The sequence below is a fragment of the Nitrosomonas eutropha genome (assembly GCF_900116685.1).
Classification (GTDB): Bacteria; Pseudomonadota; Gammaproteobacteria; order Burkholderiales; family Nitrosomonadaceae; genus Nitrosomonas; species Nitrosomonas eutropha_A.
Genome location: NZ_FPBL01000003.1, coordinates 25836 through 48575 on the forward strand (window position 1 = coordinate 25836; position 22740 = coordinate 48575).

The window sequence follows — 22740 nt, forward strand, 5'->3', positions numbered from 1 at the left end:
GATGGAAAAAACATTGGGGTTTTCTAATTTTCTGACACAGGTTGACCCTGTTGGAATGAGTGTACTGATACTTCTGCTCGCCTTGTCAGTGGCAAGCTGGTACTTGATTGTGACCAAAAGTATTAGCAATATGATTGCCTCTCGCCGCGCAAAAGTTTTTCTCAAGCATTTCTGGCATATTGATTCTGTACCCCAGCTTAAAGCAGAGATTAGCGCGATGACTGATAGACATGCGTTTGTTCAGTTGGCTAAAACAGCATTGACCGCCACTGCAGATTCACAAAAGCACGGACTGGAGAAACTGGCAACAGCCGGTGGTACAAACGAGCTACTCACCCGTTCGCTGCGCAATAGTCTGGATCAGGAAGCGGCCCGTATTGAATACGGTCTCACCATCATTGCTTCAGCAGGCTCTTCTGCACCCTATATTGGATTGTTCGGCACAGTCTGGGGCATTTATCATGCCCTGATCCAGATTGGCCTCTCCGGTCAGGGTACGCTGGATAAAGTGGCTGGTCCGGTGGGTGAAGCATTGATCATGACAGCCTTGGGCCTGGCGGTTGCCATACCTGCTGTACTGGCCTACAACGCCTTCATACGCCGCAACCGCCTGTGGATGGCTCAACTGGATGATTTCGCTCATGACCTCTACACCATCATGACAACAGGCAGCAAGTCCAGCGAAGAAAATAATCAAAAAACACCTCAGAAAGAAACATCAACCATCTCGCAGCATACCCGGGTAGCAGAACCAGCTAATCTATCAGCAGAAGTTATCAGCGGAGAGGGGCACTAATGGCTTTCGGTGATTCAACCCGTTATCAGAGCAAGACGGCCATGACTGAAATCAACGTAGTACCGTTAGTGGACGTAATGCTGGTATTGCTGATTATTTTCATGATTACAGCCCCCTTGCTGACACACTCAGTCAAGGTTGATTTACCCAAGGCATCTAGCACCCCCAATCAAACCCAGCCGGAGCATATCGAATTTGCCATACATGCAGATGGCAGTTTTTACTGGGGCGGAGAACCTGTTACGCTGGATCAGCTACCTGCACGCTTTGCCGAGGCGGTTGCACAATCCGATAAAACCGAGTTACATATTCGTGCTGACCGTGACACGCATTATGAATTGGTAGCCAAGGTCATGAGTATTGCTGCCACCGCAGGGTTGGCACGTATTGGTTTTGTGACTGACCCAACCGAGAAACAACCCTGACAGGGACTGGGCTCATCCACAATCTGGTCGTATCTCCAGCTACCATTCCTCAAACCACCACTCCCTCGGTTCAAACAACTTCTTTCGTAGAAGGTGAATTCAATCCGGTTTCTGTCTTTTGAACATACTGGCGACAGGTTTCAAACAGGCATATACCGGCACTGACTGATACATTCAAACTTTCGATACTGCCGCTCATCGGGATACTGACAAGCTGATCGCAGGTTTCCCGGGTCAGGCGACGCATCCCCTCGCCCTCGGCACCCAGCACCCAGGCAATAGGTCTTGTCAGCGTAATTGAATCAAGTGTGTCGGATGCATCAGCAGTTGTACCAACGATCCAGATACCCTCCTCCTTCAGTTCTCGCAAAGTTCTGGCCAGATTGGTCACGGCAAAAAAGGGTACGGCATCCACTGCACCACTGGCAACTTTATGAACCGTTGCCGATAAACCAACTGCCCGATCCTTGGGGACTATCACCGCATGCACACCAAACGCATCAGCAACACGCAAACACGCTCCCAGATTGTGCGGATCCTTCACACCATCCAGCACCAGCAGAAATGCTGGCTCGGTCAGTCCATCCAATAAATCTTCAAGTGCAGTGTACTGCTGCAACTTCATCACATGGGCTGCCACACCTTGGTGACGAGTCGTACCGGTCATTTTACAAAGTCGATCCTGATTACAGAGAATCAGGCGCGAGGAAGTGGTTTCAGCCAAATTCATCAAATCACGTGCACGCTGATCCTGTCGATTGGTATCCAGATAAATTTCCTTGATGCTACCCGGATGCTGCCGCAAACGGCTGGTAATGGCATGGAAGCCAAAAATGTATTGAGAATGGGGCATAGTGGCTATGAAGAATGGAGAGGAGGAGAAAGAATATTATTTGCTTGATTTCTTGCGTGTATTGTTATTGTCTGCAAGGACAAAATCTATCTTGCGAGTGGCCAGATCGACCCGGACAAGTTTTACTCGCAAGCTGTCACCTAACCGGAAACTGATCCCGCTGCGCTCACCACGTAATACATGCTTGACCGAATCATGCCGAAAATAATCACTGGGCAATTCTGAGATATAAACCAGACCTTCAACATAAATGGCATCCAGGGTAACAAACAGCCCGAATGCAGTTACCCCGGTGATAACGCCATCAAAGCAATCATTAATTTTATCCTGCATATAAAAGCACTTGAGCCAGGATTCAACTTCCCGCGTAGCTTCATCAGCACGGCGCTCAGTTTGTGAACAATGTTTTCCAATCTCATGCCAGTCACCAGGGTCATAGTGTTTACCGGCAAGCACTGCCTTGATGGCACGATGCACCAGCAGATCCGGGTAACGCCGGATGGGTGAAGTAAAATGGGTATACATGTCATAGGACAGACCAAAGTGCCCGGCATTATCCGGACTGTACATCGCCTGACTAAGAGACCTTAGCATCACTGTTTGCAGCAATTGTGCGTCAGCCCGTTCCCGGATATGGTCAAGTGTCCTGGCATAATCCTTGGCACTGGGCTCATCACCGCCGCGTAACTGCAGACCGAATTCTTTCAGAAAATCTCGCAACGCTACCAATTTTTCATCGGACGGCCCTTCATGAACCCGGTATAAAACGGGCTGTTGGTGTTTTTCCAGAAAATCAGCAGCACACACATTGGCCGCCAGCATGCACTCCTCAATCAAGCGATGAGCATCATTACGCTCTACCGGGCATATTCTCTCGATCTTGCCCTGATTATTGAAAACCATTTCTGTTTCAATGGTCTCAAAATCAATCGCTCCCCGTTTTCTGCGGGATTTATGCAGCACCTTGAACAACCGGTACAACAACTGAACATGCGGCAGCAGTGGTGCATACTCTTTTGCGGTATTCCCTTTGGGCTGATCCAGTAGCTCGGCAACAATGTTATAAGTCAGGCGCGCATGAGAAAGCATCACTGCCGGATAAAAACGATATTCGCTCAACTCTCCTTTGGCAGTCCACAGCATTTCACACACCATACACAGCCGATCGACCTCCGGATTAAGCGAGCATAACCCATTTGAAAGCACTTCCGGCAACATTGGGATAACTCGTCTCGGGAAATAAACTGAATTGCCGCGATCAAATGCTTCTTTATCCAGCGCATCCTGATCTCGCACATAATGGCTGACATCGGCGATGGCAACAAACAATCTGAAATCCTTGCCTTCCTGGCGACAATAAACGGCATCATCAAAATCTTTAGCTGTTTCACTGTCTATTGTTACCAGCGGCAAATGGCGAATATCTTCCCGCTTGGCAAGCTCTTTCTTCAGAACCTTCTTGGGGAACTTGGCGGAAATGATTTCTGGCGAAAATTCATGGGGCAAATCAAATTTGCGCAATGCAATTTCAATTTCCATTCCTGGAGCTGCATAATCTCCCAGAATCTCAACGATATGGCCAATAGGCTGAGCGTGTTGTCCTGGCTGTTGAATAATGTTTGCCATCACCACTTGCCCGGCATGCGCATTCATGATGTTTTCTTTTGGAACCAGAATATCCTGGTTAATACGTTTATCTTCAGCCACGATAAAGAAAATACCGTGATCTTCATATAACCTACCAACCAGGTGCGTATTAACACTCTCCAGCACCCTGACGATTCTGCACTCCCGCCGTCCCCGCCGATCCACATCATTGGTAAGCCTGGCGATTACGCGATCACCATGCAACACTTTATGCATCTCTTTTGGAGTCAGGAACAGATCAGTGCCGCCATCATCCGGAATCAAAAAACCGAAGCCATCACTATGCCCTTGCACGGTTCCTTTTACGAGTTCCAGCTTGTCTGTTACACAAATATCACCCTTGCGATTACAGATAATCTGCCCGTCACGTATCATCGCAGACAGCCTGCGATGAAAAAATTCGGATTCTTCAGCAGTAATATCCAGCAACTCAAACAACTTGGGCTCGCTGATTGGTACTCCCTGTTTATCCAATACCTCCAGGATAAATTCACGACTGGGAAGCGCTACCCCGTAACGTGTCTGTTCACGCTTCAAAAAAGGATCAAGCTCGCGAAGCTGATTTTTCTTGTTTCTTTTTCTCTTGATTGACAAATCGAAGGTTTCCTATAGAATTTGCGGTCTTCATGTGTTGTTTATACCAGTCTGGTTTTCACAAAACCAAGCAGCAACACAGCAATAATTAAAATAATGCCCAGATGGCGGAATTGGTAGACGCGCATGGTTCAGGTCCATGTGCCTTCGGGTGTGGAGGTTCGAGTCCTCTTCTGGGCACCATTGTATTTTCCTCAAAAAATAACACTTGGTATTAACTTGTATTGTATAGATTCTCTGGTGAAGCCAGTGTAATTTAATCAGGCAATATTCCCGATACACGCAATCAATATCCGAATAAATCCTCGACTTTCATATCTTCAGCTCTACTCGGCTAACCGCTCGAATTACTCTGCAACTTTTGTAAGAACCTGTTCAAGGTCTCGATCAAGGGATGCAGTTCAATTTCAACGCCATAATGCGCCCTTCAGTGAGATATTGAACAGGTGCTAATTCCATTCCCAAATCAAAAATGACACGAAGGCGAGCCGCAGACAGTATAAATAATACGGCTAGGCGAAGCCGATAAAGTTAGTTTTAATTCAGAAATGGAATAAGACGGTAATAATTTTATCAACTACAGCACCCACATCGATGTAAAGACAAAACGCATCGTATCATCAAATATACGGATACCTGGAAATACATCAAGCCACAGATGAATACCGCCAGACAACTTCCTCTCACGATAGCATTTGATCCCACACCGTTAAATTTCGCCAGTACAGCTTGGGTGGCCAGCCCGATTATTTTCACAGCCAGTGATTACAGCTTTTTTATACACTGGAGTCTGCTCAAAAACATTCTCGCTTCATGAACATGAAAAATCGCCGTATCGCTCATCTGGATATGGATGCTTTTTATGCATCGGTAGAACTGCTGCGTTATCCGGAATTACGAGGATTGCCTGTCGTCATTGGTGGCCGATCAGTCCACCAACCAATCATGCAACAGAATGGAACATGTTTATATGCAAAGCTGTGCGAATATTCCGGTCGTGGTGTAGTAACAACTTCAACTTACGAAGCGCGTGCATACGGTATTTTTTCAGCGATGGGAATTATGCAGGCTGCAAAACTGGCACCCAACGCCATATTGTTACCAGCAGATTTCGATGCTTATCGTCATTATTCGCAGTTATTTAAAAATGCGGTCGCTAACATCACCCCGCATATAGAAGATCGTGGTATCGATGAAATTTATATCGACCTGAGCAAACATCCCGATGAAACAACTCCACTTGCACTGCGTATCAAACAGGCGGTATACGAAACCACTGGGTTATCCTGCTCGGCTGGAGTAGCTCCCAACAAACTGCTGGCAAAAATCTGCTCTGATCTCGAAAAACCGAATGGATTGACTATCCTGACACATGCTGATATCCCGCATCGAATCTGGCCTTTGCCCGTTCATAAAATCAATGGTATTGGCCCCAAAACGCAAGCGAAACTCGCAAATCTGGGTATCCATAAAATTGGAGAGTTAGCCAATACCGAGCCAGGCTTGCTTCAGCTTCACTTTGGTCAGCGTTACGCACTGCAGTTGCATCAAGCAGCACTTGGCAACGACGATCGCATGGTGGTAACCAGCTCGGAACCTAAATCAATCAGCCGCGAAACCACCTTTGAACGAGATTTGCACGCACACCAGGATCGGGAAAAACTATCCGCTATTTTTACCGGATTATGCACACATATTGCAGAAGATTTGCACCACAAAGGCTATGTCGGACGAACTATCGGCATCAAGCTGCGGTATGAAAATTTCCAAACCGTCACACGCGATCAAACTTTATGCACCCCCACCGCTGATGTAGTCACCATTCGCAAGGCTGCTGGAAACTGCCTTCGGCGCGTTCCTCTCGAACAAAAACTGAGATTGCTCGGCGTTCGTGCCAGCAACCTGTCCCGAGCTGATGAACTCATGGAAGAAAGCCATCTTTTCCAGGAAGAACTGTTCTTGTAGCCGATAAAAAACCCTTATTCTGTAAATTTATCCGCAGTCGGTCAAAAGGAAAGCCATGAATATCACAGCCATCAGAATGATACAAAGAGGTTTTTCATTCTCCTTCCTTATCATGGCCCATCGGGAGCCTGGCTGACACACGCCCTCTTCAATTTTCACTTCATTAAAACACTACTTTTTCGTTTGAAAATACCAGTGAAGGAGGTTGAAATGACCATGAAGGTATGGGTTCACCGGATGAACGGATATCAGAAACAGGTTGTTCACGATATTGCCGTTTCCCTGATCGAACAGGGAATCGAAATACAGGATCATGATAATTACCTTTCCGGTCATCCTGGCGTGGTTTTCAGCAAGGAAATCACATCGGAAACTTGTGAACAGTTACGTGAGCTTAGTCATAGCGGGCAGATACCGACCCTTTTCTGTTGCGATTGCGCCATTTCAGGAAATACTATCTGGCGGCTTCTGGAAGCAGGTGCCTGCGATATCTTGACATGTACAGGGCAATCACCTACGAAATCATTACCCGCCTGCAGCGCTGGGAAATAATAGATTGCATGGTAAATTCACCTGCTGTACAGAATACGCTGGTAGGAGAAAGTTCAGCCCTGAAAGCAATTCTGCGCTAGGTTGTTGAAGTAGCTCATTTTACCAATTCTTCAGTACTGATCCCGGGTGAAAGCGGTACCAGCAAGGAATTGCTGGCAAATCTCATTCACGCTTCACGCTCTGGACGCTCGCCCCGACAAAGGTGATCTGGTAATACTGGATTGCAGCACTATCGTTCCGGAATGATCCGGTAGTGAATTTTTTGGGCATGAACGGGGCACGTTCACAGGTGCGGTATCCTCACGGGATGGCATATTTGCACTCGCAAACGGTGGTGCATTGTTCCTTGATGAAATAGGCGAGTTGACTTTCGCTCTACAAACTCAGCTGCTACGCGTCATTCAGGAACATACTTTCAAGCGAGTTGGCGGCAATGCTTGGCAACGTACGTCATTCCGTCTGGTTTGCGCGACCAACCGCAATCTCTTGGCACAGGTTAAAAAGGCGAATTCCGCGCGGATCTTTATTACCGTATCGCCAGCTATATCTGTCATTTGCCTCCCTTGCGGGAACGCACTGAAGACATTCTTCTGCTGGCCAGGTACTTTCTGAAGATGTGTAGTGACTCAGCAATTCCGGACAGGAAGCTAGGCCATAATTATTAATTCGACAGAGGAATTAAATGAGCAGATGATCATTTTTACCGGAATTTAAAATTGAAGCCCCTCAAAATTCCGTGCAGTTCAGGTAACATAAATTCAGTTCTTCAAAGCAAGTACCTTTTCCATGTTCAGTAACAGCCTCCTATAATTATTTGCCATACCAACTCATCTACATCACAGGATTCAGTATTTATGCTAAATGAGCAAAGATTCTTTGTCACCGGCCCTGCCGGGAAGCTGGAGACAGTTGTCATACTGCCGGATGATGTACCGCATGGCATTGCAGTCGTGGCTCACCCGCATCCGCTTTATCATGGCAGTATGGATAACAAGATCATCTATATTCTTGCCAGGGCATTCATCGAGCAGCAGTACATCACGGTGAAATTTAATTTTCGCGGGGTAGGCGAAAGTGAAGGCAGTTATGCGGAAGGGAAAGGAGAAATCGAGGATGTGCTTGCTGTCACGCAATCTATCCGGGAGCGTTATGACACCGGATCAACCCCCTTGCCACTGATACTGGCCGGATTTTCATTTGGCGGCGCCGTCCAGGCACATGTTGCACAGCAGTTGCGGCCTCACAAGCTGATACTGGTCGCGCCTGCTGTTGAGCGCCTGCAAGCACCGCCTGTAATTGATTATGCTGAGCATATTCTGATCATCCAAGGGGATCAGGATACCGTCGTGCCGCTGCAAAGTATATTGGATTGGGCCACACCGCAAACATTGCCTGTGACCATCATCCCCGGTGCCGAACATTTTTTCCACGGTAAACTGAACGTTCTGAAAGACATTATTTTGCAGAACTGTGCGTAGTTATCGGGATAGAGGCGGTCAGTGTGCCTGCCCCCTATGCCACCCGTGTCGGGCACACACAAAAAACTGATGCTTAATCTGCGATTTGACAACCCGCCAAACAGGTAAGAACCAAAATACGTGATGGAACCGAGAAAAGTTTAAACAAATAAGGAACTTCCCCGGATGCTAGAGCAATCCAGGGAAGAATTATTTACAGCTCACCAGATTACTGGTTTGAAAGAATCGATCTTTCATTCAGATCCTGTGCTGATCTGGCATTATTACTGTAGAAAGTTTTCATTTGCTCTAATTGAGCTGCTGAAATCGTGATTGATTTTGTCAAAATATACCATTGAACGCCTTCGCTACAAGGCGGGGTCGTCAATGAACCAGCCAGCGTTAAATATTTCAGATTAGCTGGATTCACACCTGACGGTAATAATTTTTCCAGTTTGAACTTAACTCCGGAAGTCGAATTCTCTTTACCGCTTTCATACGGCATATTATCCAGAACAGTCTGGAACATCGCATTCTCTTTTCCGATATTGATGGTCACGGCCAGTACCGCAATTCTTCCATCCTTATTGATATGTACAAAATGTAATTCCGCAGGAAATTTTTTGTCCCCAAAAACATGTTCGCTAGGCTCATGGAAATGTAGTTGAACCAGGGGCAACAATTCCTTTCCGACTTTTAATCCACCCGTAAAATTCCGGGAGGTATTAACTTGTATGGCATGCCCTGTATTGAAGAAAGATGGCGTATCTGTACCATACTGTGCCGCAAGTTTATTTAGAGGCCTGGATTTCACAATCTTTGTATCTGCCAGATCCACCGGCGACTGATGTTTACCAATACCGCATTCTGCATAGGGATAACGCAATGGTATCGATTGGGAGGCATCTTCAATCGCTCCCCAGTAAGGCTCTTCCTCATAAGACCAGTGAGGTGAAGCAGAGACTGCAACGGTTACGTAACTTATAAAGATTATAGAAGCCAAATTTGCCAGTATTTTAGTTCTCACGAGTTAATTCCTATCATAATTGTTATTAAATTAGCAGGTATGTTTCCTGCAATAATCGATCATTAAAGATTTTTTATCTAAGCCAATCTCTTGTAAAGGCTGTGATTCAGTTTTTTTATTTTTTGCCTTAATCTGGGCCGGCTGTCTATTTTCGGTCGAAACAGGCTCGGCCTGATTAGTAACTGACAACGATTGAGGTTGACCTCCCCCCGATTCAGCAAAGCAAGAAATACTCAAACTCAACATAGCAATCAGAAAAAGCTTAATGCACATTATTTTCCTCCTTTTGCAAATATGCAAATTGCAAAATTTTGTTCGATTCATTCAATAGAAAAAACAACAAGATATGATGATTCAAAATTTCTCCATTTCAAACAATATGGCCTACATTGGGAAATGTGCAGGATTCGAACCATACTCTCCGGTAAATATTTTAGCCAGGGTCTCGACAACATCAGCAAGATTCACTTCACCACGTTCCCTAATTCCATCGATGACCGAGTTATTATCAGCTGCGCATAAAACGCTTACATCCGCAATATCATGCTCCCGTCCCTGCTGTGCTTCAAGCACATCACAAACCGGTCTTTCAATTACACGCCTCGTAATATCGGATGCATATTGCTCAAAAAATACAGATCCCGATGCGCTCTCATATGCAATGGCAACATCACCAACATAGCTCGCCATAAAAAACCTTCCGAAACAAGATAATCACCCCTCAACCTGGAGGCTCTCATAACTATTCGCGCCGATATTCCCGGACACACAATATTCAGTTAAAAATTCAAGCTATCCGGATGCTTGCAAAGTTTAGCCGATGAACTACTCTCTCCATCAACTTATATGGTGGCTCAATATTGCACTGGAACCGCTTCTTTCTAAATAGAATCTGGAAACTTTGAAAGCCGGAATACGCTCAGTACAATTTTCATGATATAAAGCTGCAGTATTAAAACAGCCCATAGCAGAAAAGCCAGCATCAGGTTTTCAGGTTATTGAACAAGCAGGTAAGGAGAACAATTTGGGACGCGGATTTTATACCATCATGGCGGCGCAATTTTTTTCATCACTGGCAGACAATGCCCTGCTGGTTGTGGCCATTGCCCTGCTGATTGATCTGCATGCTCCCGAGTACCTCACCCCCATGCTCAAATTCGTATTTGTATTATTTTATGTATTGCTCGCCCCGCTTGTCGGCGCATTCGCAGATTCCATGGCCAAGGGCTGGGTCATGTTTATCAGCAACTCAATCAAAATTATCGGTTGCACATTACTGTTTTTTGCGGCACATCAGCTTTCTGCACTGGGCGCATACGCGGTCGTTGGATTAGGAGCAGCAGCTTATTCTCCAGCAAAATACGGCATCCTTACAGAACTGCTACCCCCGGAGAAACTGGTGATTGCCAACGGCTGGATGGAAGGACTGACGGTTGCATCGATCATTCTCGGCACAGTCATTGGCGGCCTGCTCATTACCCCTTCTGTTGCTTCCGTTTTGCTCACTGCAAATCTCCCTTTGATCAATACCGCTGTAGATGCCAGCATCATAGTCATTATGCTGTTTTACATTATTGCTGCCATTACCAATTTATTTATACCTGATACCGGAATTGATCACCGGATACTCAAAAAAAATCCGATTTTCCTGTTTCACGACTTTGTGCGTTGTGTAAAGCTATTGTGGTTTGACAAGCTTGGTCAGATCTCGCTAGCGGTTACCACCCTGTTTTGGGGGGCGGGAGCAACGCTGCAGTTCATTGTACTGAAGTGGGCTGAAGTGGCGCTTGGCTATGCATTAAACAAAGCCGCACTACTGCAGGGTGTTGTCGCTGTTGGTATTGCATTGGGCTCTGTTCTGGCAGCAAAGCTGGTTTCATTACGCCGATCGCTGGATGTCATTCCTCTGGGGATTGTCATGGGAATTGTGGTAATCCTCATCGTCACAGTTCAGGATATCTGGCCAGCTGTTGTTTTACTGGTCATAATTGGTGGGCTGGCCGGATTCTTCGTAGTACCTATGAACGCTCTGCTGCAACATCGCGGACATATTCTGATGGGTGCCGGACACTCTATCGCGGTACAGAATTTCAATGAAAATCTTGGTATTCTTACCATGTTGTCACTATATGCACTGCTGATCTGGTTTGATGTGCATATTTATACCGTAATCGCTCTGTTCGGGTTGTTTGTATCTACCACCATGATCATGGTTCGCAAATGGCATCTGAGTAATCAGAGCAAGCAAGATTCATTACACCTGATAGGAACACAGAAACGACAATTCTGAGTTTTTACTTTGTCTGCGAGAAATCAAGGGATGTTATTGATATATCACAACAGTTAAGCGAAATAGCGTTTACCGCTCTCGCAAATAATCCCCGCCAGAACTCTCCTGCCGAATTTTCTCGAATAAACAAATTGCAGCAGCTGCAGCAACGTTGAGTGATTCGGCACACCCTGGCATAGGTATTACCACACGTTCACGTACAACTTCTAGCAGCTCTTCCGATACACCACACCCCTCATTACCAAAAGCAAACATGACCGGCCCCCGCAGGTCTGTATGATAAATATTGTCAGCACCTGCCAATGCTGTCGCTATAACATTTCCATTAAATTGACAAGCAATCTGGATCAGATCGGAATTTTCATGGATTCTCAAAGAAAAATGTGCTCCCATACCGGCTCTTAATGTTTTGGGCGACCAGCTATCAGCACAACCAACAGACAGGAACACATCTTTAACACCCGCAGCAACCGCAGAACGCAGAATTGAACCCAGATTACCTGGATCCTGAATAGCTTCCAGAACGATGCAAAAAGAATCTTCACAGGAGTCAACAGACCGGGTATGTTGGGGAATGCGAACAAGCGCCATAATACCAATCGGCGTTTTGACCAATGATATCTGATTGAACAGCGCATCGCTCAACATTAGACAATCAGCTCTTCCAAGATCTTGATCAATACTACCTAGCAGCTGATTGATTTCAGCATGCTGGCCTCCCGATTCGCTAACGATCAGCAATTCCGGAAGTCTTCCTGAAGCAAGATAAGACTGCAGCAAATGGATGCCATCAAGCAAAGCAAGTCCTTCATTACGGCGCTGTCGTGATGAACGTTGCAGCTTGAACAGCTTCTTAAATAGGGGATGCTCGCGAGAGGTTATATGGCGCATATTGCTTGAGATCTACATGTTACTTTGATTACGGATTGATACAGAATACTACCAAGGACATAACGAGAAAAATAAATGTTTCAAGATTGTTGTTCTCTCCTAATCCTCAAACCACCTTCTTTTTGTCAGAATTCACGAACAAGCTCTGCAAGAACCACATAAAGAGCATAAAATTCAAGAGAATATTAAATACTAATCTGGATAATTTTCTATTGAGAACCAATAATACCGGGGGTCAGCGACCTGCACCTGTTTTAATTCCGAAGCAAAGGAAAAGTAATCGGTCTTGACTACCTCCCCCGCAAAAGGCAGAATACGCGCTCTGTCGTTCAGATACTTGGCGAATTAGCTCAGTGGTTAGAGCAGCGGAATCATAATCCGTTGGTCCGGGGTTCAAATCCCTGATTCGCCACCATTAAAATCAAGCACTTACGCGATTATGGCGAGGCACTTGGTTTGTCTTTTTTAGTTCGTGTACCCCGCATGTACCCTTCAGCAGTAAATTATACCCGCCACACTCCAAAATTAATTGGCCGTTTGATCAAGCCAGACTTTCAAAAGCTACCCCAATAAACGAAATTATTCGTTATCTAACACAGACCGGCTAATCTCCATATCGCGCTCCTAAAAATTCACTATCACACCTGTACACCAGTAAAAACACACCCCGCACCGTAGCGATTTAAGCGATTATTTTCAGGTGGGTAAGGGTAAGCCTACCCCTCGATTAGAATTATCACTCTATAAACCCAGTGCCTTGTAAGTAGCACTCAACCCGTTGTTTTACTTGAACTTTATACTTTATGATCTATAATGTGTCTTAGTGATATTGAATTAAGATTCGCATTTACGGGCGGGGCTAATGACTCAAGCACAACAGGCCGATAAAATTTATCTGGGCAACCAAAGGGGTGGCACAACAGCGCATGTGGTAGAGGCTCGCAGGCGGATGGCGGCTAAGTCGTTTGTGTGTTTGGATGTTCTGGCGGAGGCAGCAGGCCGCGGTGATATAGACGCCTGCAAGCTACTACTTGAGAGAGTGATCCCACCTGTTAAGGTGCAGACAGTTACCCACCTGGTCACTAAAGACATAACCCCCGAGACAATAAAGATAATGGGTAGCCTGGTCAAAGTGATGGAGAACATAGAACACAGACTGGCTAAGTTGGAGGCCCGCACCAAATGACTACGAACAAAATACAGAGGCAGTTAATACTTGAAGTACTGAGAGCAGGCCCAGCCAGTACACTAGACTTACGAAGCAAAGGGGTGATGCACCCAGCTGGTAGATTAATGGAGCTTAGGAACAAAGGCTGCCTCATTGATACTCATTGGAGCTGGCAATTTGACAGCGCTGGTATAAGACATAGGCAAGGGCGGTATGTGCTGCTGAGTGAAGCGCTGTAATGTATGTTTGCTTGCTAGCCTGATCTGGTGTCTGGTCTGCCCATAGTTTCAAAGACTTCTAATTCCCCCTGATAAACCCACCAAGCTGACCCACGGGTACCCACCACCCCCCCCTGTAGAGTTAGGAGTCCCACACTCCTACACCATGTTCTGAACGAACTTTGCTCAGTGCACTAAGTCAGATTTGGGCCAGGCTTGAGCCACCCCACTACACCCCCCCGTGACAAGCGAATTACCCCGGCCACTGTGCCTGTAGATGCGATTATTTTTAGGTGGGCAGGGGTCACTTAGCGGTTTGAGTCATTGAGTCCCTGGTGCATCGGCTCAGAGGGAGCTTGAGAACCAGCTGAATTCAGTGGCTGAGGGTACCCCACACAAGACAGGTTAGAGATTTAGTACTCGGTGCACTAGCGCCCTAACTTTTCAGGAGCGTAACTGGTTACATTCTGAATTCTGAACTTAGTAGTTAGCTGAGGGTACCCCACACAGACTGGCCCTTCTTGATAACTTTATCAGAAAGTACCCTCACAAACCCCTGCGGGTGGGCGGGGGTCATTGGGTCATTTTGTGGTTTGTATTTACCCATTTTTATTTGAGTTTTAGCAATTTTAGCAATTTTGCCCTTAGCACAATATAAAAAACCCTTTTAGCACAAAACAAAAGCCCCTTAAAACTAATAAAAGTAAAATATAATAATATTAGATTTACACCAAATGGGTAATACATAAGAGCATAGATACCCCCGCGCGAGTTGTTTTTTATAGTTGCTAAGGGCAAAATTGCTAAAATTGCTAAAATTGCTGGAATAAACATGACACTATTATGTTTATTACGAAAAGAAGTGCCCGGAATCTCAGGGCACCTAAGTTATTTTGTGAAGAGTTTCGGGTTAATGGCTAGGGAGTCTTTTCTACCTATGCGTATTATTCTTACACGACCAGCGTTTTCAAGTTCACTGATAGCATCACGCAGCAATTCCCTTTTACGAACAGACTTGGGGCCGTTCTGATACGCCGTACTTTTATCAACTACCCGCGTTAATTTATCCGTACAATACCTAATTAAGAACTCATCCAACTTTGCAGCATTAATCATCTCGGTAGGCAACATAAGTTCTCCCAGGAATCTGCAAGATTCTTCCAAATACCATTCTGCCAGTTTGATCCCCGCTTGCATCGTTTCCTTAGTAATCTGGCTGTTATCATTCCCTAAAAACGTATGTAGTAAGGCCGCTACACGTGCAGCATTATCGGCTGATTTGGCTGCTATATCAGCAACATCATGGAACTCACCGCCAACAGAAAGTTTTTGTTCAATCTTGTCGTGGTAGTCCACCCACACCCCTTGCGCATCTGGTGCCAGTGACAACATTAATGGGTGAACTCCATCCTCATCTATTGGCACAGGTGTTTCCAGCACTGCTGTAATCCTGGCATTGAATATATCAATTCTCGGGGTACCCTCCAGACAGTCCGGTTTATTTTTAATAAAGCGTGTCCCCATTGTTGATTCAGGCCAAGCGATAAGAAAACGTGCAAGGAAACCGGTCCCCTTTGCCAGCCCCTCTGACTTGTCAATAAAAGTCTTAATAGTTTCTTCCTGCACTTGTAACGACATGGTTAAACGTGCATTGTTCAACTCAAAAGAATCAGTAGTTTTACGATCAATAGTGATTGAATCACCATCCCATAATTTATTAAATTTAGATAAGGTACTCATGATTGAATCACCCTTCATGCTGTGAGAACCAAATACAGTCCCTGCTTCAGGCGAGACCAAACCACCTGACGGCCATTTCTTGAGTTCAGTAACCAGTGCTTCAGGTGTCACATCTTCATACAATAATCTGAGACACATTGGAGGCTTTGGCTCTTTCTGGTACAGGATTTCCAGTTTTATTTTTGGGTCATCAGTTGAGTCCCCCTTTTTTGTGTCCTGAATTATCTTTTGTTCAAGCCCGGTGCACTCGGCTTTCCATGCGGACAAACTAGCGTTATATTTTTCTAATTCTGGTTTATTAATTACAGCTTGTTTTCTTTCATACTCCCTGATACCTGCTGTAAATTTGTCGTTGCACGTGGATTTACGTTCACCAGATTCAGCAATAGTCAGCATAAAAAGGTTTGACGGCCCGCTCAACTCGCCCATACGCTTAACGTCACAATGCGCTTGGCAAGCAAGCGACACTGCACCTAATGCTGTTGAAGCAATCATGGGTAGCGGGGCTTGAATAAACTTCACTGCTTCTTCCACGGCATCACGAATGATTGGCGGTAGTGCTTCGATCGGGTAGGGTTTAGAGTTGGTTTTGCTTATTAGCGGTTGTGGGTCGTCCCACATATCATTAGGGATAGTGTTATTACTATACTTTTCCTCCAACCGGCTCCAGTAATGTTCTTTATGTCTATCACTCCCGCCGTACTCCCATGGCTCCATAATGGCTCTTGCTTCAGCATGATTAAATCCACCATTTCTGATCAAAACATACATGGATAAATCCATTGCTGAACCGGACACGTCATTCAGCCCAGCTGTAGAGCCCTCCCACCTATGAAGGGCAGACTGATTTCTTTCTTTAAATTGCTGAAACCTGTCATTAATGTCGCTTGTTAATTGCGCAGGGGCTGTGTTAACTTTCGGAGCTATCCGAGCTTTCTGAACATCTATAACCCACTGTGGTAGATCGGCTATAAAAGGCATGGGTTTATTAAGTACATCCCAATCATCAAAGCAATAACAACCAGATGCCTCACCTTCCTTTTTACCAATAAACGCAGACGGCTCAAGCACAACATAACCACTGCCTGAGCGAATATCTATATCAGCCTCTATTTTATGATTACCAAGTGACTCAGAGCTTTTGAAGAAATAGTGCCAGGCACCGGATGGCGTTTGTGCTATCAAGGTGGTAGGCAGTGCACCGTGCTTATTCTCCAAATCTTTTAGCTGCGTTGGGCCTTGTCCACCATGTTTCGTGTCGATGTCAATAACACACAACCCGCTAGGGTATGGCCATAAACCAATATTAGCGTTTGGGTATTTAGTCCACCAATCTTTGATTTGCTGAATATCAGTTGTTGCCAATTTAAACCCGTTAGTCTGTATCGGTTCTTTAGTGTTTTCTTTACATGGGAAAACATGCCAGCCAAGCTCTGCATATTTCAGGGCATATTTTCCGAGTTCACTTAAATCACTAGGGCGAATTTCAACAATAGCCGCAACCCAACCCTTAACATGTACAACATTATTTGCTATACTATCAATGACTTGTGTGGCTGCTGCATTTCCCGGTGTGGTGGCCATTTTTATTTACCCCTCCCCAGATTCAAGTATTTCAATCATTTCATTGACCAGCTTGGCTTGTTGTTCTGCCCCCAGTCCCGCTAGTTGTTTTACCAGTGACTCATTCATTTCGCTTCCCCGTTTTCCAGCAGTTTTTGTACAGAATCAGCCGGCCATAACAACCGGCCGTTTGGCAGCTTTAACGGGGTCAGGCCAAAATAGCTCCCATTTCTACAAAACCCCGATCGTATAGACGCAGCTCTCATGCTCAGCTTCTCTGCCAGTTGCTCAGTAGTCAGTCCATTCATGTCAACCCCCCTGTTTGAAAAAAAGTGGGTCGGCTAGCCAGCGGCGTACATCTTCACAACGATATAGCGTTGTCCTCTCTCCCAACCGAATCGGGGTGGGGCCAGTACCGTTCAATCCCATTTGCCGCCAGGTTTCTTTGCTAACAGGCACAAGGCTTTTAATCTGGTTCCAACGACACCAGCCAGTCTCAGGTACAACGTAGGGTTTTTGGTCAGTCATTTGAATAACTCCATAAGTAAATAAAAACTCAACTAGACATAATGGCGTTACAATGAATTCACGGGAGTATTAACTATATCTAGCGGTTGAAGTTATTATAGGACGTTATTTGTTTTATTCCTCCTAACTAAATCTGATTGCCGCTCTCATGTAGGCAATCAGGCACGCCCAATTCACTGAGTTAAACGCCTATGCCTGCACCTCGTTGCTGCGGGATGACCTCAGCAGTTTCAGTTTGAATTTTACTTTGAATTTTAGCTTGCTCTAGTGCCCAGCACTCGATACGCACATGCCACAACCTCAACATGTCCAATGGCCTGCGTTTATAATGCTTCTCAGCTATTGCCGATGGTTTGTGCCCCATAATTTGCGCCGCCACACCCGCTGGCACCTCCACCCACTCAGCAAGCGTACTAAATGACCTTCTCAGCCCATGTAATGTAAGTGGTGGCAGTCCTGCTTCCGTGAGTGCCTTGTTATGTGCGATCCGTGGTTCTGCGATGTGCCCGCTCTTGGAAGTCTTGCTAAAAAACACCCACTCATTCACCCGAGGCAGGCCTAACAATAACTCTTTGACGTATGGCGTTAATGGGATTGTCCGTTTCCCACCCAGCCCACCCCTGCTCTCAGCTTTATCGTGCAGCGTGATGCTATCCCACTTTAAATCAACATCGGCCCAACGTAGTGCAGCCAGCTCGTTTCGACGCGCACCAGTCAATAATAAAATCTGTAAATACCCGCTTATGATCGGGTTACTTATCTGTCTCACAGCAGCGAACCATAGCTGTAGCTGTTCTTTTTGTAAGCAGTCTTGTTTTACTGTTGGTTTAGGGAGTTTCTTCTTCATACGGGCACAAGCATCAGGCTGCACCTGGTCTTTATAGTCTGTTTGGTCCTCACACCACACCAGAAAGGTACCTAACAAAGATAAGGCTAATCTTGTACGGGTAGGGCGGCAGGCACGCTCCACATCAACCCACTCAGTAACACGCTCGCAGGTAATGTCCTTTAAGGGCAGCTCCAACAGTGGGCGCAATATCCCAGGCTGTTTTTTATCACCCCTACCGGGCCGTCTGCCTCGTGTGATTAGTCCGCCACCTTCACGGGCCATAGTGTCATGATCGGTTTTGTGTCGAGTGCTCCATTCAGGCGTTCTGGCCTCGATATAGGCTGCCCACACATGCAGGGCGGGGTGAGATTCAAGCTGGTTTTTCTTTCGTGCAGCTTTATCAGCAGCAGCCAGCTCGTTTCTTACCTGACGAGGGTCACGCCCCTCAAGAACCATGACACGCATCTTAGCCGCTCTAGCACGAGCATCACTGAGACCCAATGTTTTTACATCACCCAGCGTGACTCTGATCAGCTGGCCTTTCAGCTTGCCTTGATAAACGAATGATTTCGCCCCGGCCACTGTAACTCTGAGCCCAAGCCCCGGCTGTTCATCGTCTCTTAAAATAACCTGCTGTTTGTCAGCAGGGCAGGTGGCGCTGTCGATACGACCTGGTGTTAATCTCATGTTGTGTACCCTCCGTGTACCCCCTATGTACCCCGGATTATACAATATGCCTCAATTCTGATCAATTCAATGAGGGTGTGATAAAACATAATATTATTATGTTTACAATGACTTAACAGCTAATTTGTGTTGATTGGGATTGAGGGGGATGGGTGTGTTTTGCAGAATCATAATCCGTTGGTCCGGCGTTCAGATCCCTGATTCGCCACCATCCAAAATTATCCGCTTAGCAACCTGTGTTGCTGATATGCAATCACAATCAGTACGGTCATCCTGGTTTATCTGATTTTTAAGCTAATAAGTGACAACTGAAAGTAAATTGACTTAGGCCCACGTCTATTGACGTATAAGTTCAAGGGGTACGTTCAGTCAAGCGCCTCGGAATTAAAAGAATCGCAAGCCGCTAGATCTGACTTACTACACGCTGGAAGCTTGGATGCCAGATTACGTAATGCTGTACGCAAACCTTCTTCCAACACTGGGTGATAAAACGGCATTCGCAACAAATCCCATACATTTAGAGACTGACCGATTGCCAATGCAAGCAAATGAGCGAAATGTTCTCCAGATGGTGCGCATATTTCCGCACCCAGCAATCGGCCATTGCTCGCTGCAGCATATACACGCAAAGCACCACGATTAGACTGGGCTGAACGTGCCCGTCCCTGGTTAGAGAAAGAAACTTCACCTATTTGAATATTTTCGCGCTCAATTGAATGAAAGGATTGACCAACCACGGCGATATTGGGATCAGTGAACACAATAGCCAACGGTACTCGGCGCTTAAAGCAGATTAATTCTTCGCTTGTTGTATTTAAACCGGCAATATGCCCATCATCTGCAGCTTCATGCAATAGAGGAAGACGTTTATTTGCATCCCCTGCCAGAAATACCGGTAAGTCTGCAATCTGTAGTGTAATTGGATTTACTGGTGGCAATCCTTTTTCATCAAGTGTTATACCCAGTGCATCAAGACCGATACCATCTATATTTGGCTGTCGCCCCAATGCAGCCAGTACACTGTCTACTTCAACCTCGGTATTCTCTGCACGGACTGTAATCACATTATTATCTGGATTTACAGCAACACTTGCTCTGCTACCAAGATAAAGTGGAAATTCTTCTGACAACAGCTTCACTGCTATCTGATTAATGTAGGGGTCGCTTACTCCCCCTACTGAACCACGAGATCCGAAGCCCGTTACACGTACCTCAAGTCTGGATAATGCCTGGGCCATTTCCAGGCCAACTGGGCCCATTCCGATAACAGCCATACTTTGTGGTAACGTATCCAGCTCAAACAGAGTATCTGTCGTCAGCAAACGTTTGCCAAGATTCGGCCAGTCTTTGGGTACCACAGGCCGGGAACCTGTTGCAATAACAATTTTACGAGTACAAATCTTTTCTCCATTGACCATTACCTGATCCGGAAACAGGATATGTGCACGCCCTGATATCGCACGCTCACCTAAATCACTGGTTATTTTAAGCGTACTGGCAACAAAATCATCACGCAGCCTGCGAAGGCGCTGCAGAACCTTTTTATCATCCAATTTCAGTTGATCCGAGCCCATAATCCCGAACTCACCGAAACTAAATCGTCGCTGAAAAGCATTGGCTGCCTCGATCAATAATTTAGAAGGCATGCACCCAACTCGCGCGCAGGTAGTACCCCACGGGCCATCATTGATCAATACAAAGTTATCGGTTCGTTTTCTTACCTCCCGCAAGGCAGACAAGCCAGCGCTACCCGCACCAATAATTACCACATCAAATTTATGCATTAGTAATCGAGTCTCCAATTAATTTGGATAGTAAATGAGACAGCACTTCGCAATTTACGTGCCAAGCGGCTTGTTGTTCTCATTCTCAACTTAAAACCCAGGAAACTACAGTCTGGGTGATACTTACCTTTCTTGTCAATTGAGTTTATCGGTATAATTCCTACCAATTGTTTTTACCAATTCTCTTTTCCTGTCAGGAAATATATTAAATACTCAAGGAGCAGAATCTGGTGCTTTCACCCGTTCGTATTGCCGTCACTGGTGCGGCTGGGCAAATCAGCTACAGCTTGTTATTTCGAATTGCTGCGGGAGACATGCTGGGCAGCAACCAACCCGTTATTCTTCAACTCCTCGATATTCCGGAATCCAGAAAAATACTGGATGGCGTGGTCATGGAACTCCAGGATTGTGCGTTTCCGCTGCTGGCTAGCATTATTGCCACTCACGACCCGATGGTGGCATTTGATCAGGCAGATATAGCGATACTGGTTGGGGCCCGCCCTCGCAGTAAGGGGATGGAACGCAAGGATTTACTACAGACCAATGGCGAAATATTTAGAAATCAGGGTAAGATCCTGAATCAAGTGGCCAAACGTAATGCAAAAATCCTGGTGGTGGGAAATCCAGCCAACACCAATACCCTTATCACTATGAAGAATGCCCCAGATTTACCAGCCGAAAATTTTTCAGGAATGCTCCGGCTCGATCACAACCGGGCATTATCACAAGTTGCAATGAAGTTAAACCAGCCGGTCAGCAATATCAAAAAGATGATTGTGTGGGGAAACCACTCATCCACTCAATTTCCTGATTTGTATCATGCTGAGATCGGTGATACCAAAGTCGTCAACCTCATCAAAGATTCGACTTGGATCGAAAACTACTTTATCCCTACGGTACAAAAACGAGGTGCTATGGTAATCGAGGCACGTGGTTTATCCAGTGCAGCCAGTGCAGCTAATGCTATTATTGGTCATCTGCGTAACTGGTTCTTTGGAACAGATGAAGGTGACTGGACCACGATGGGAATCTTATCCGATGGTAGTTATGAAATACCGGAGGGGGTAATTTATGGCTTCCCGGTTGTCTGCAAAAATGGCATGAGGGAAATTGTACAGGGACTTGAAATCAACCCATTTTCCCGTACCAGGTTAGATGCTGCCTACAACGAGTTAACTCAGGAACTGGATTCAATCAGGCACTTGCTACCCTGAAATCATGGAACCAAATTCTATGGTTTCTGAACTCATCAAGTGTTTATCACATTATATTTTCTTGATAAATGTCAGAACTTCCTCAGCATGCCCTGGAACCTTAACACCTCGCCACGCTTTATATAGCTTGCCTTCCCGGTCAAGTATAAATGTACTGCGCTCTATCCCGCGTACCTGCTTACCATACATATTCTTCATCTTGATGACACCAAACAGCTCGCACACTACCTCATCGGTATCACTCAGCAAATCATAGGGAAAATTATATTTTTCTTTAAACTTTTCGTGTGATTTCAGGCTGTCACGAGAAACACCAATGATTTCACAATCTGCCTGTACAAACTCTGGATATAGATCCCTGAATTGTTGACTCTCATTAGTACAACCAGGTGTATCATCTTTCGGATAAAAGAAAATAACCAAGTATTTGCTCTTTATATCTGACAGACGAAACTGTTTGTTACCTGTGGAGGCCAACTCAAAATCAGGGATCAAATCAACTAACATACAAG

Annotated in this window: 22 protein-coding genes and 2 tRNA genes; 12 read left to right on the forward strand and 12 right to left on the reverse strand. The window is 45.7% G+C overall.

Going from position 1 to position 22740, the window contains the following annotated elements:
* Position 1: 1 nt before the first annotated feature.
* On the forward strand, positions 2-796 hold the full coding sequence (locus BM331_RS04670) for a MotA/TolQ/ExbB proton channel family protein (protein WP_074927527.1): 795 nt from the start codon (positions 2-4) through the stop codon (positions 794-796).
* Complete coding sequence (locus tag BM331_RS04675) at positions 796-1221, forward strand: ExbD/TolR family protein (RefSeq protein ID WP_074927529.1); 426 nt, start codon at positions 796-798, stop codon at positions 1219-1221. Before BM331_RS04670 ends, BM331_RS04675 begins: the two co-directional genes overlap by 1 nt.
* A 70-nt stretch (positions 1222-1291) precedes the next feature.
* Here BM331_RS04675 and rlmB read toward each other — a convergent pair whose 3' ends face one another.
* Together rlmB and rnr are read right to left on the reverse strand one after the other, a co-directional pair.
* Positions 1292-2074 carry a 23S rRNA (guanosine(2251)-2'-O)-methyltransferase RlmB gene (gene rlmB / locus BM331_RS04680; protein ID WP_074927531.1) on the reverse strand — a complete coding sequence of 261 codons (783 nt, stop codon included), beginning with the start codon at positions 2072-2074 and terminating at the stop codon, positions 1292-1294.
* A gap of 36 nt (positions 2075-2110) precedes the next feature.
* Positions 2111-4315 carry a ribonuclease R gene (rnr, locus tag BM331_RS04685; RefSeq protein ID WP_074927533.1) on the reverse strand — a complete coding sequence of 735 codons (2205 nt, stop codon included), beginning with the start codon at positions 4313-4315 and terminating at the stop codon, positions 2111-2113.
* A gap of 98 nt (positions 4316-4413) precedes the next feature.
* On the opposite strand from rnr, the gene BM331_RS04690 reads away from it, so the two are divergent.
* The 5 genes from BM331_RS04690 to BM331_RS04715 all read left to right on the forward strand — a co-directional run bounded on the left by BM331_RS04690 (position 4414) and on the right by BM331_RS04715 (position 8310).
* A tRNA-Leu gene (locus BM331_RS04690) sits at positions 4414-4498 on the forward strand.
* A gap of 630 nt (positions 4499-5128) precedes the next feature.
* Positions 5129-6280: a DNA polymerase IV gene (gene dinB, locus BM331_RS04695; RefSeq protein WP_074927535.1), complete on the forward strand. Its 1152-nt coding sequence runs from the start codon at positions 5129-5131 to the stop codon at positions 6278-6280.
* A 210-nt stretch (positions 6281-6490) separates the two neighbouring features.
* Positions 6491-6832, forward strand: a complete 342-nt coding sequence (locus BM331_RS04700) for a hypothetical protein (protein WP_074927537.1) — start codon at positions 6491-6493, stop codon at positions 6830-6832.
* A gap of 312 nt (positions 6833-7144) precedes the next feature.
* Complete coding sequence (locus BM331_RS12355) at positions 7145-7444, forward strand: sigma 54-interacting transcriptional regulator (RefSeq protein WP_371265338.1); 300 nt, start codon at positions 7145-7147, stop codon at positions 7442-7444.
* Positions 7445-7686: 242 nt separating this feature from the next.
* Positions 7687-8310, forward strand: coding sequence for an alpha/beta hydrolase (locus BM331_RS04715; RefSeq protein WP_074927541.1), 624 nt, complete (start codon positions 7687-7689; stop codon positions 8308-8310).
* A 208-nt stretch (positions 8311-8518) separates the two neighbouring features.
* Here BM331_RS04715 and BM331_RS04720 read toward each other — a convergent pair whose 3' ends face one another.
* The 3 genes from BM331_RS04720 to BM331_RS04730 all read right to left on the reverse strand — a co-directional run bounded on the left by BM331_RS04720 (position 8519) and on the right by BM331_RS04730 (position 10006).
* The gene (locus BM331_RS04720; protein WP_074927543.1) at positions 8519-9316 is read right to left on the reverse strand and encodes a carbonic anhydrase; all 798 of its coding nucleotides are present in this window, start codon (positions 9314-9316) and stop codon (positions 8519-8521) included.
* Between the two features lie 30 nt (positions 9317-9346).
* Entirely contained in the window at positions 9347-9589 is a 243-nt protein-coding gene (locus BM331_RS04725) for a hypothetical protein (protein ID WP_074927545.1), read from the reverse strand.
* A gap of 111 nt (positions 9590-9700) precedes the next feature.
* Positions 9701-10006, reverse strand: a complete 306-nt coding sequence (locus BM331_RS04730) for a hypothetical protein (protein ID WP_074927547.1) — start codon at positions 10004-10006, stop codon at positions 9701-9703.
* Positions 10007-10340: 334 nt separating this feature from the next.
* Between BM331_RS04730 and lplT the strand changes: the two genes are divergently transcribed.
* Positions 10341-11606 carry a lysophospholipid transporter LplT gene (lplT, locus tag BM331_RS04735; protein WP_074927549.1) on the forward strand — a complete coding sequence of 422 codons (1266 nt, stop codon included), beginning with the start codon at positions 10341-10343 and terminating at the stop codon, positions 11604-11606.
* Positions 11607-11675: 69 nt separating this feature from the next.
* On the opposite strand, the gene BM331_RS04740 is transcribed toward lplT, so the two are convergent.
* Positions 11676-12497, reverse strand: a complete 822-nt coding sequence (locus BM331_RS04740) for a TrmH family RNA methyltransferase (RefSeq protein WP_074927551.1) — start codon at positions 12495-12497, stop codon at positions 11676-11678.
* A gap of 339 nt (positions 12498-12836) precedes the next feature.
* Between BM331_RS04740 and BM331_RS04745 the strand changes: the two genes are divergently transcribed.
* The 3 genes from BM331_RS04745 to BM331_RS12360 all read left to right on the forward strand — a co-directional run bounded on the left by BM331_RS04745 (position 12837) and on the right by BM331_RS12360 (position 13904).
* Positions 12837-12912 (forward strand) — tRNA-Met (locus tag BM331_RS04745).
* 447 nt (positions 12913-13359) lie between these two features.
* Positions 13360-13683 (forward strand): hypothetical protein, encoded by a 324-nt coding sequence (locus tag BM331_RS04750; protein WP_074927553.1) that lies wholly within the window; start codon positions 13360-13362, stop codon positions 13681-13683.
* On the forward strand, positions 13680-13904 hold the full coding sequence (locus tag BM331_RS12360) for a helix-turn-helix domain-containing protein (protein ID WP_074927555.1): 225 nt from the start codon (positions 13680-13682) through the stop codon (positions 13902-13904). Before BM331_RS04750 ends, BM331_RS12360 begins: the two co-directional genes overlap by 4 nt.
* 867 nt (positions 13905-14771) lie before the next feature.
* On the opposite strand, the gene BM331_RS04760 is transcribed toward BM331_RS12360, so the two are convergent.
* The 5 genes from BM331_RS04760 to BM331_RS04780 all read right to left on the reverse strand — a co-directional run bounded on the left by BM331_RS04760 (position 14772) and on the right by BM331_RS04780 (position 21014).
* On the reverse strand, positions 14772-17207 hold the full coding sequence (locus tag BM331_RS04760) for a DUF3987 domain-containing protein (protein ID WP_074927557.1): 2436 nt from the start codon (positions 17205-17207) through the stop codon (positions 14772-14774).
* 104 nt (positions 17208-17311) lie between these two features.
* Positions 17312-17494 carry a hypothetical protein gene (locus BM331_RS04765; protein WP_074927558.1) on the reverse strand — a complete coding sequence of 61 codons (183 nt, stop codon included), beginning with the start codon at positions 17492-17494 and terminating at the stop codon, positions 17312-17314.
* A 1-nt stretch (position 17495) separates the two neighbouring features.
* On the reverse strand, positions 17496-17714 hold the full coding sequence (locus BM331_RS04770) for a helix-turn-helix transcriptional regulator (protein WP_074927560.1): 219 nt from the start codon (positions 17712-17714) through the stop codon (positions 17496-17498).
* A 181-nt stretch (positions 17715-17895) separates the two neighbouring features.
* Positions 17896-19230, reverse strand: a complete 1335-nt coding sequence (locus BM331_RS04775; RefSeq protein ID WP_074927562.1) for a tyrosine-type recombinase/integrase — start codon at positions 19228-19230, stop codon at positions 17896-17898.
* 365 nt (positions 19231-19595) lie between these two features.
* The gene (locus BM331_RS04780) at positions 19596-21014 is read right to left on the reverse strand and encodes a dihydrolipoyl dehydrogenase (protein ID WP_074927564.1); all 1419 of its coding nucleotides are present in this window, start codon (positions 21012-21014) and stop codon (positions 19596-19598) included.
* A 230-nt stretch (positions 21015-21244) separates the two neighbouring features.
* Here BM331_RS04780 and BM331_RS04785 point away from each other — a divergent pair, with 230 nt between their 5' ends.
* On the forward strand, positions 21245-22228 hold the full coding sequence (locus BM331_RS04785) for a malate dehydrogenase (RefSeq protein ID WP_074927566.1): 984 nt from the start codon (positions 21245-21247) through the stop codon (positions 22226-22228).
* A 51-nt stretch (positions 22229-22279) separates the two neighbouring features.
* On the opposite strand, the gene BM331_RS04790 is transcribed toward BM331_RS04785, so the two are convergent.
* A complete protein-coding gene (locus tag BM331_RS04790) occupies positions 22280-22735 on the reverse strand; it encodes a peroxiredoxin (RefSeq protein ID WP_074927568.1) in 456 nt (151 codons plus the stop codon).
* Positions 22736-22740: the final 5 nt, after the last annotated feature.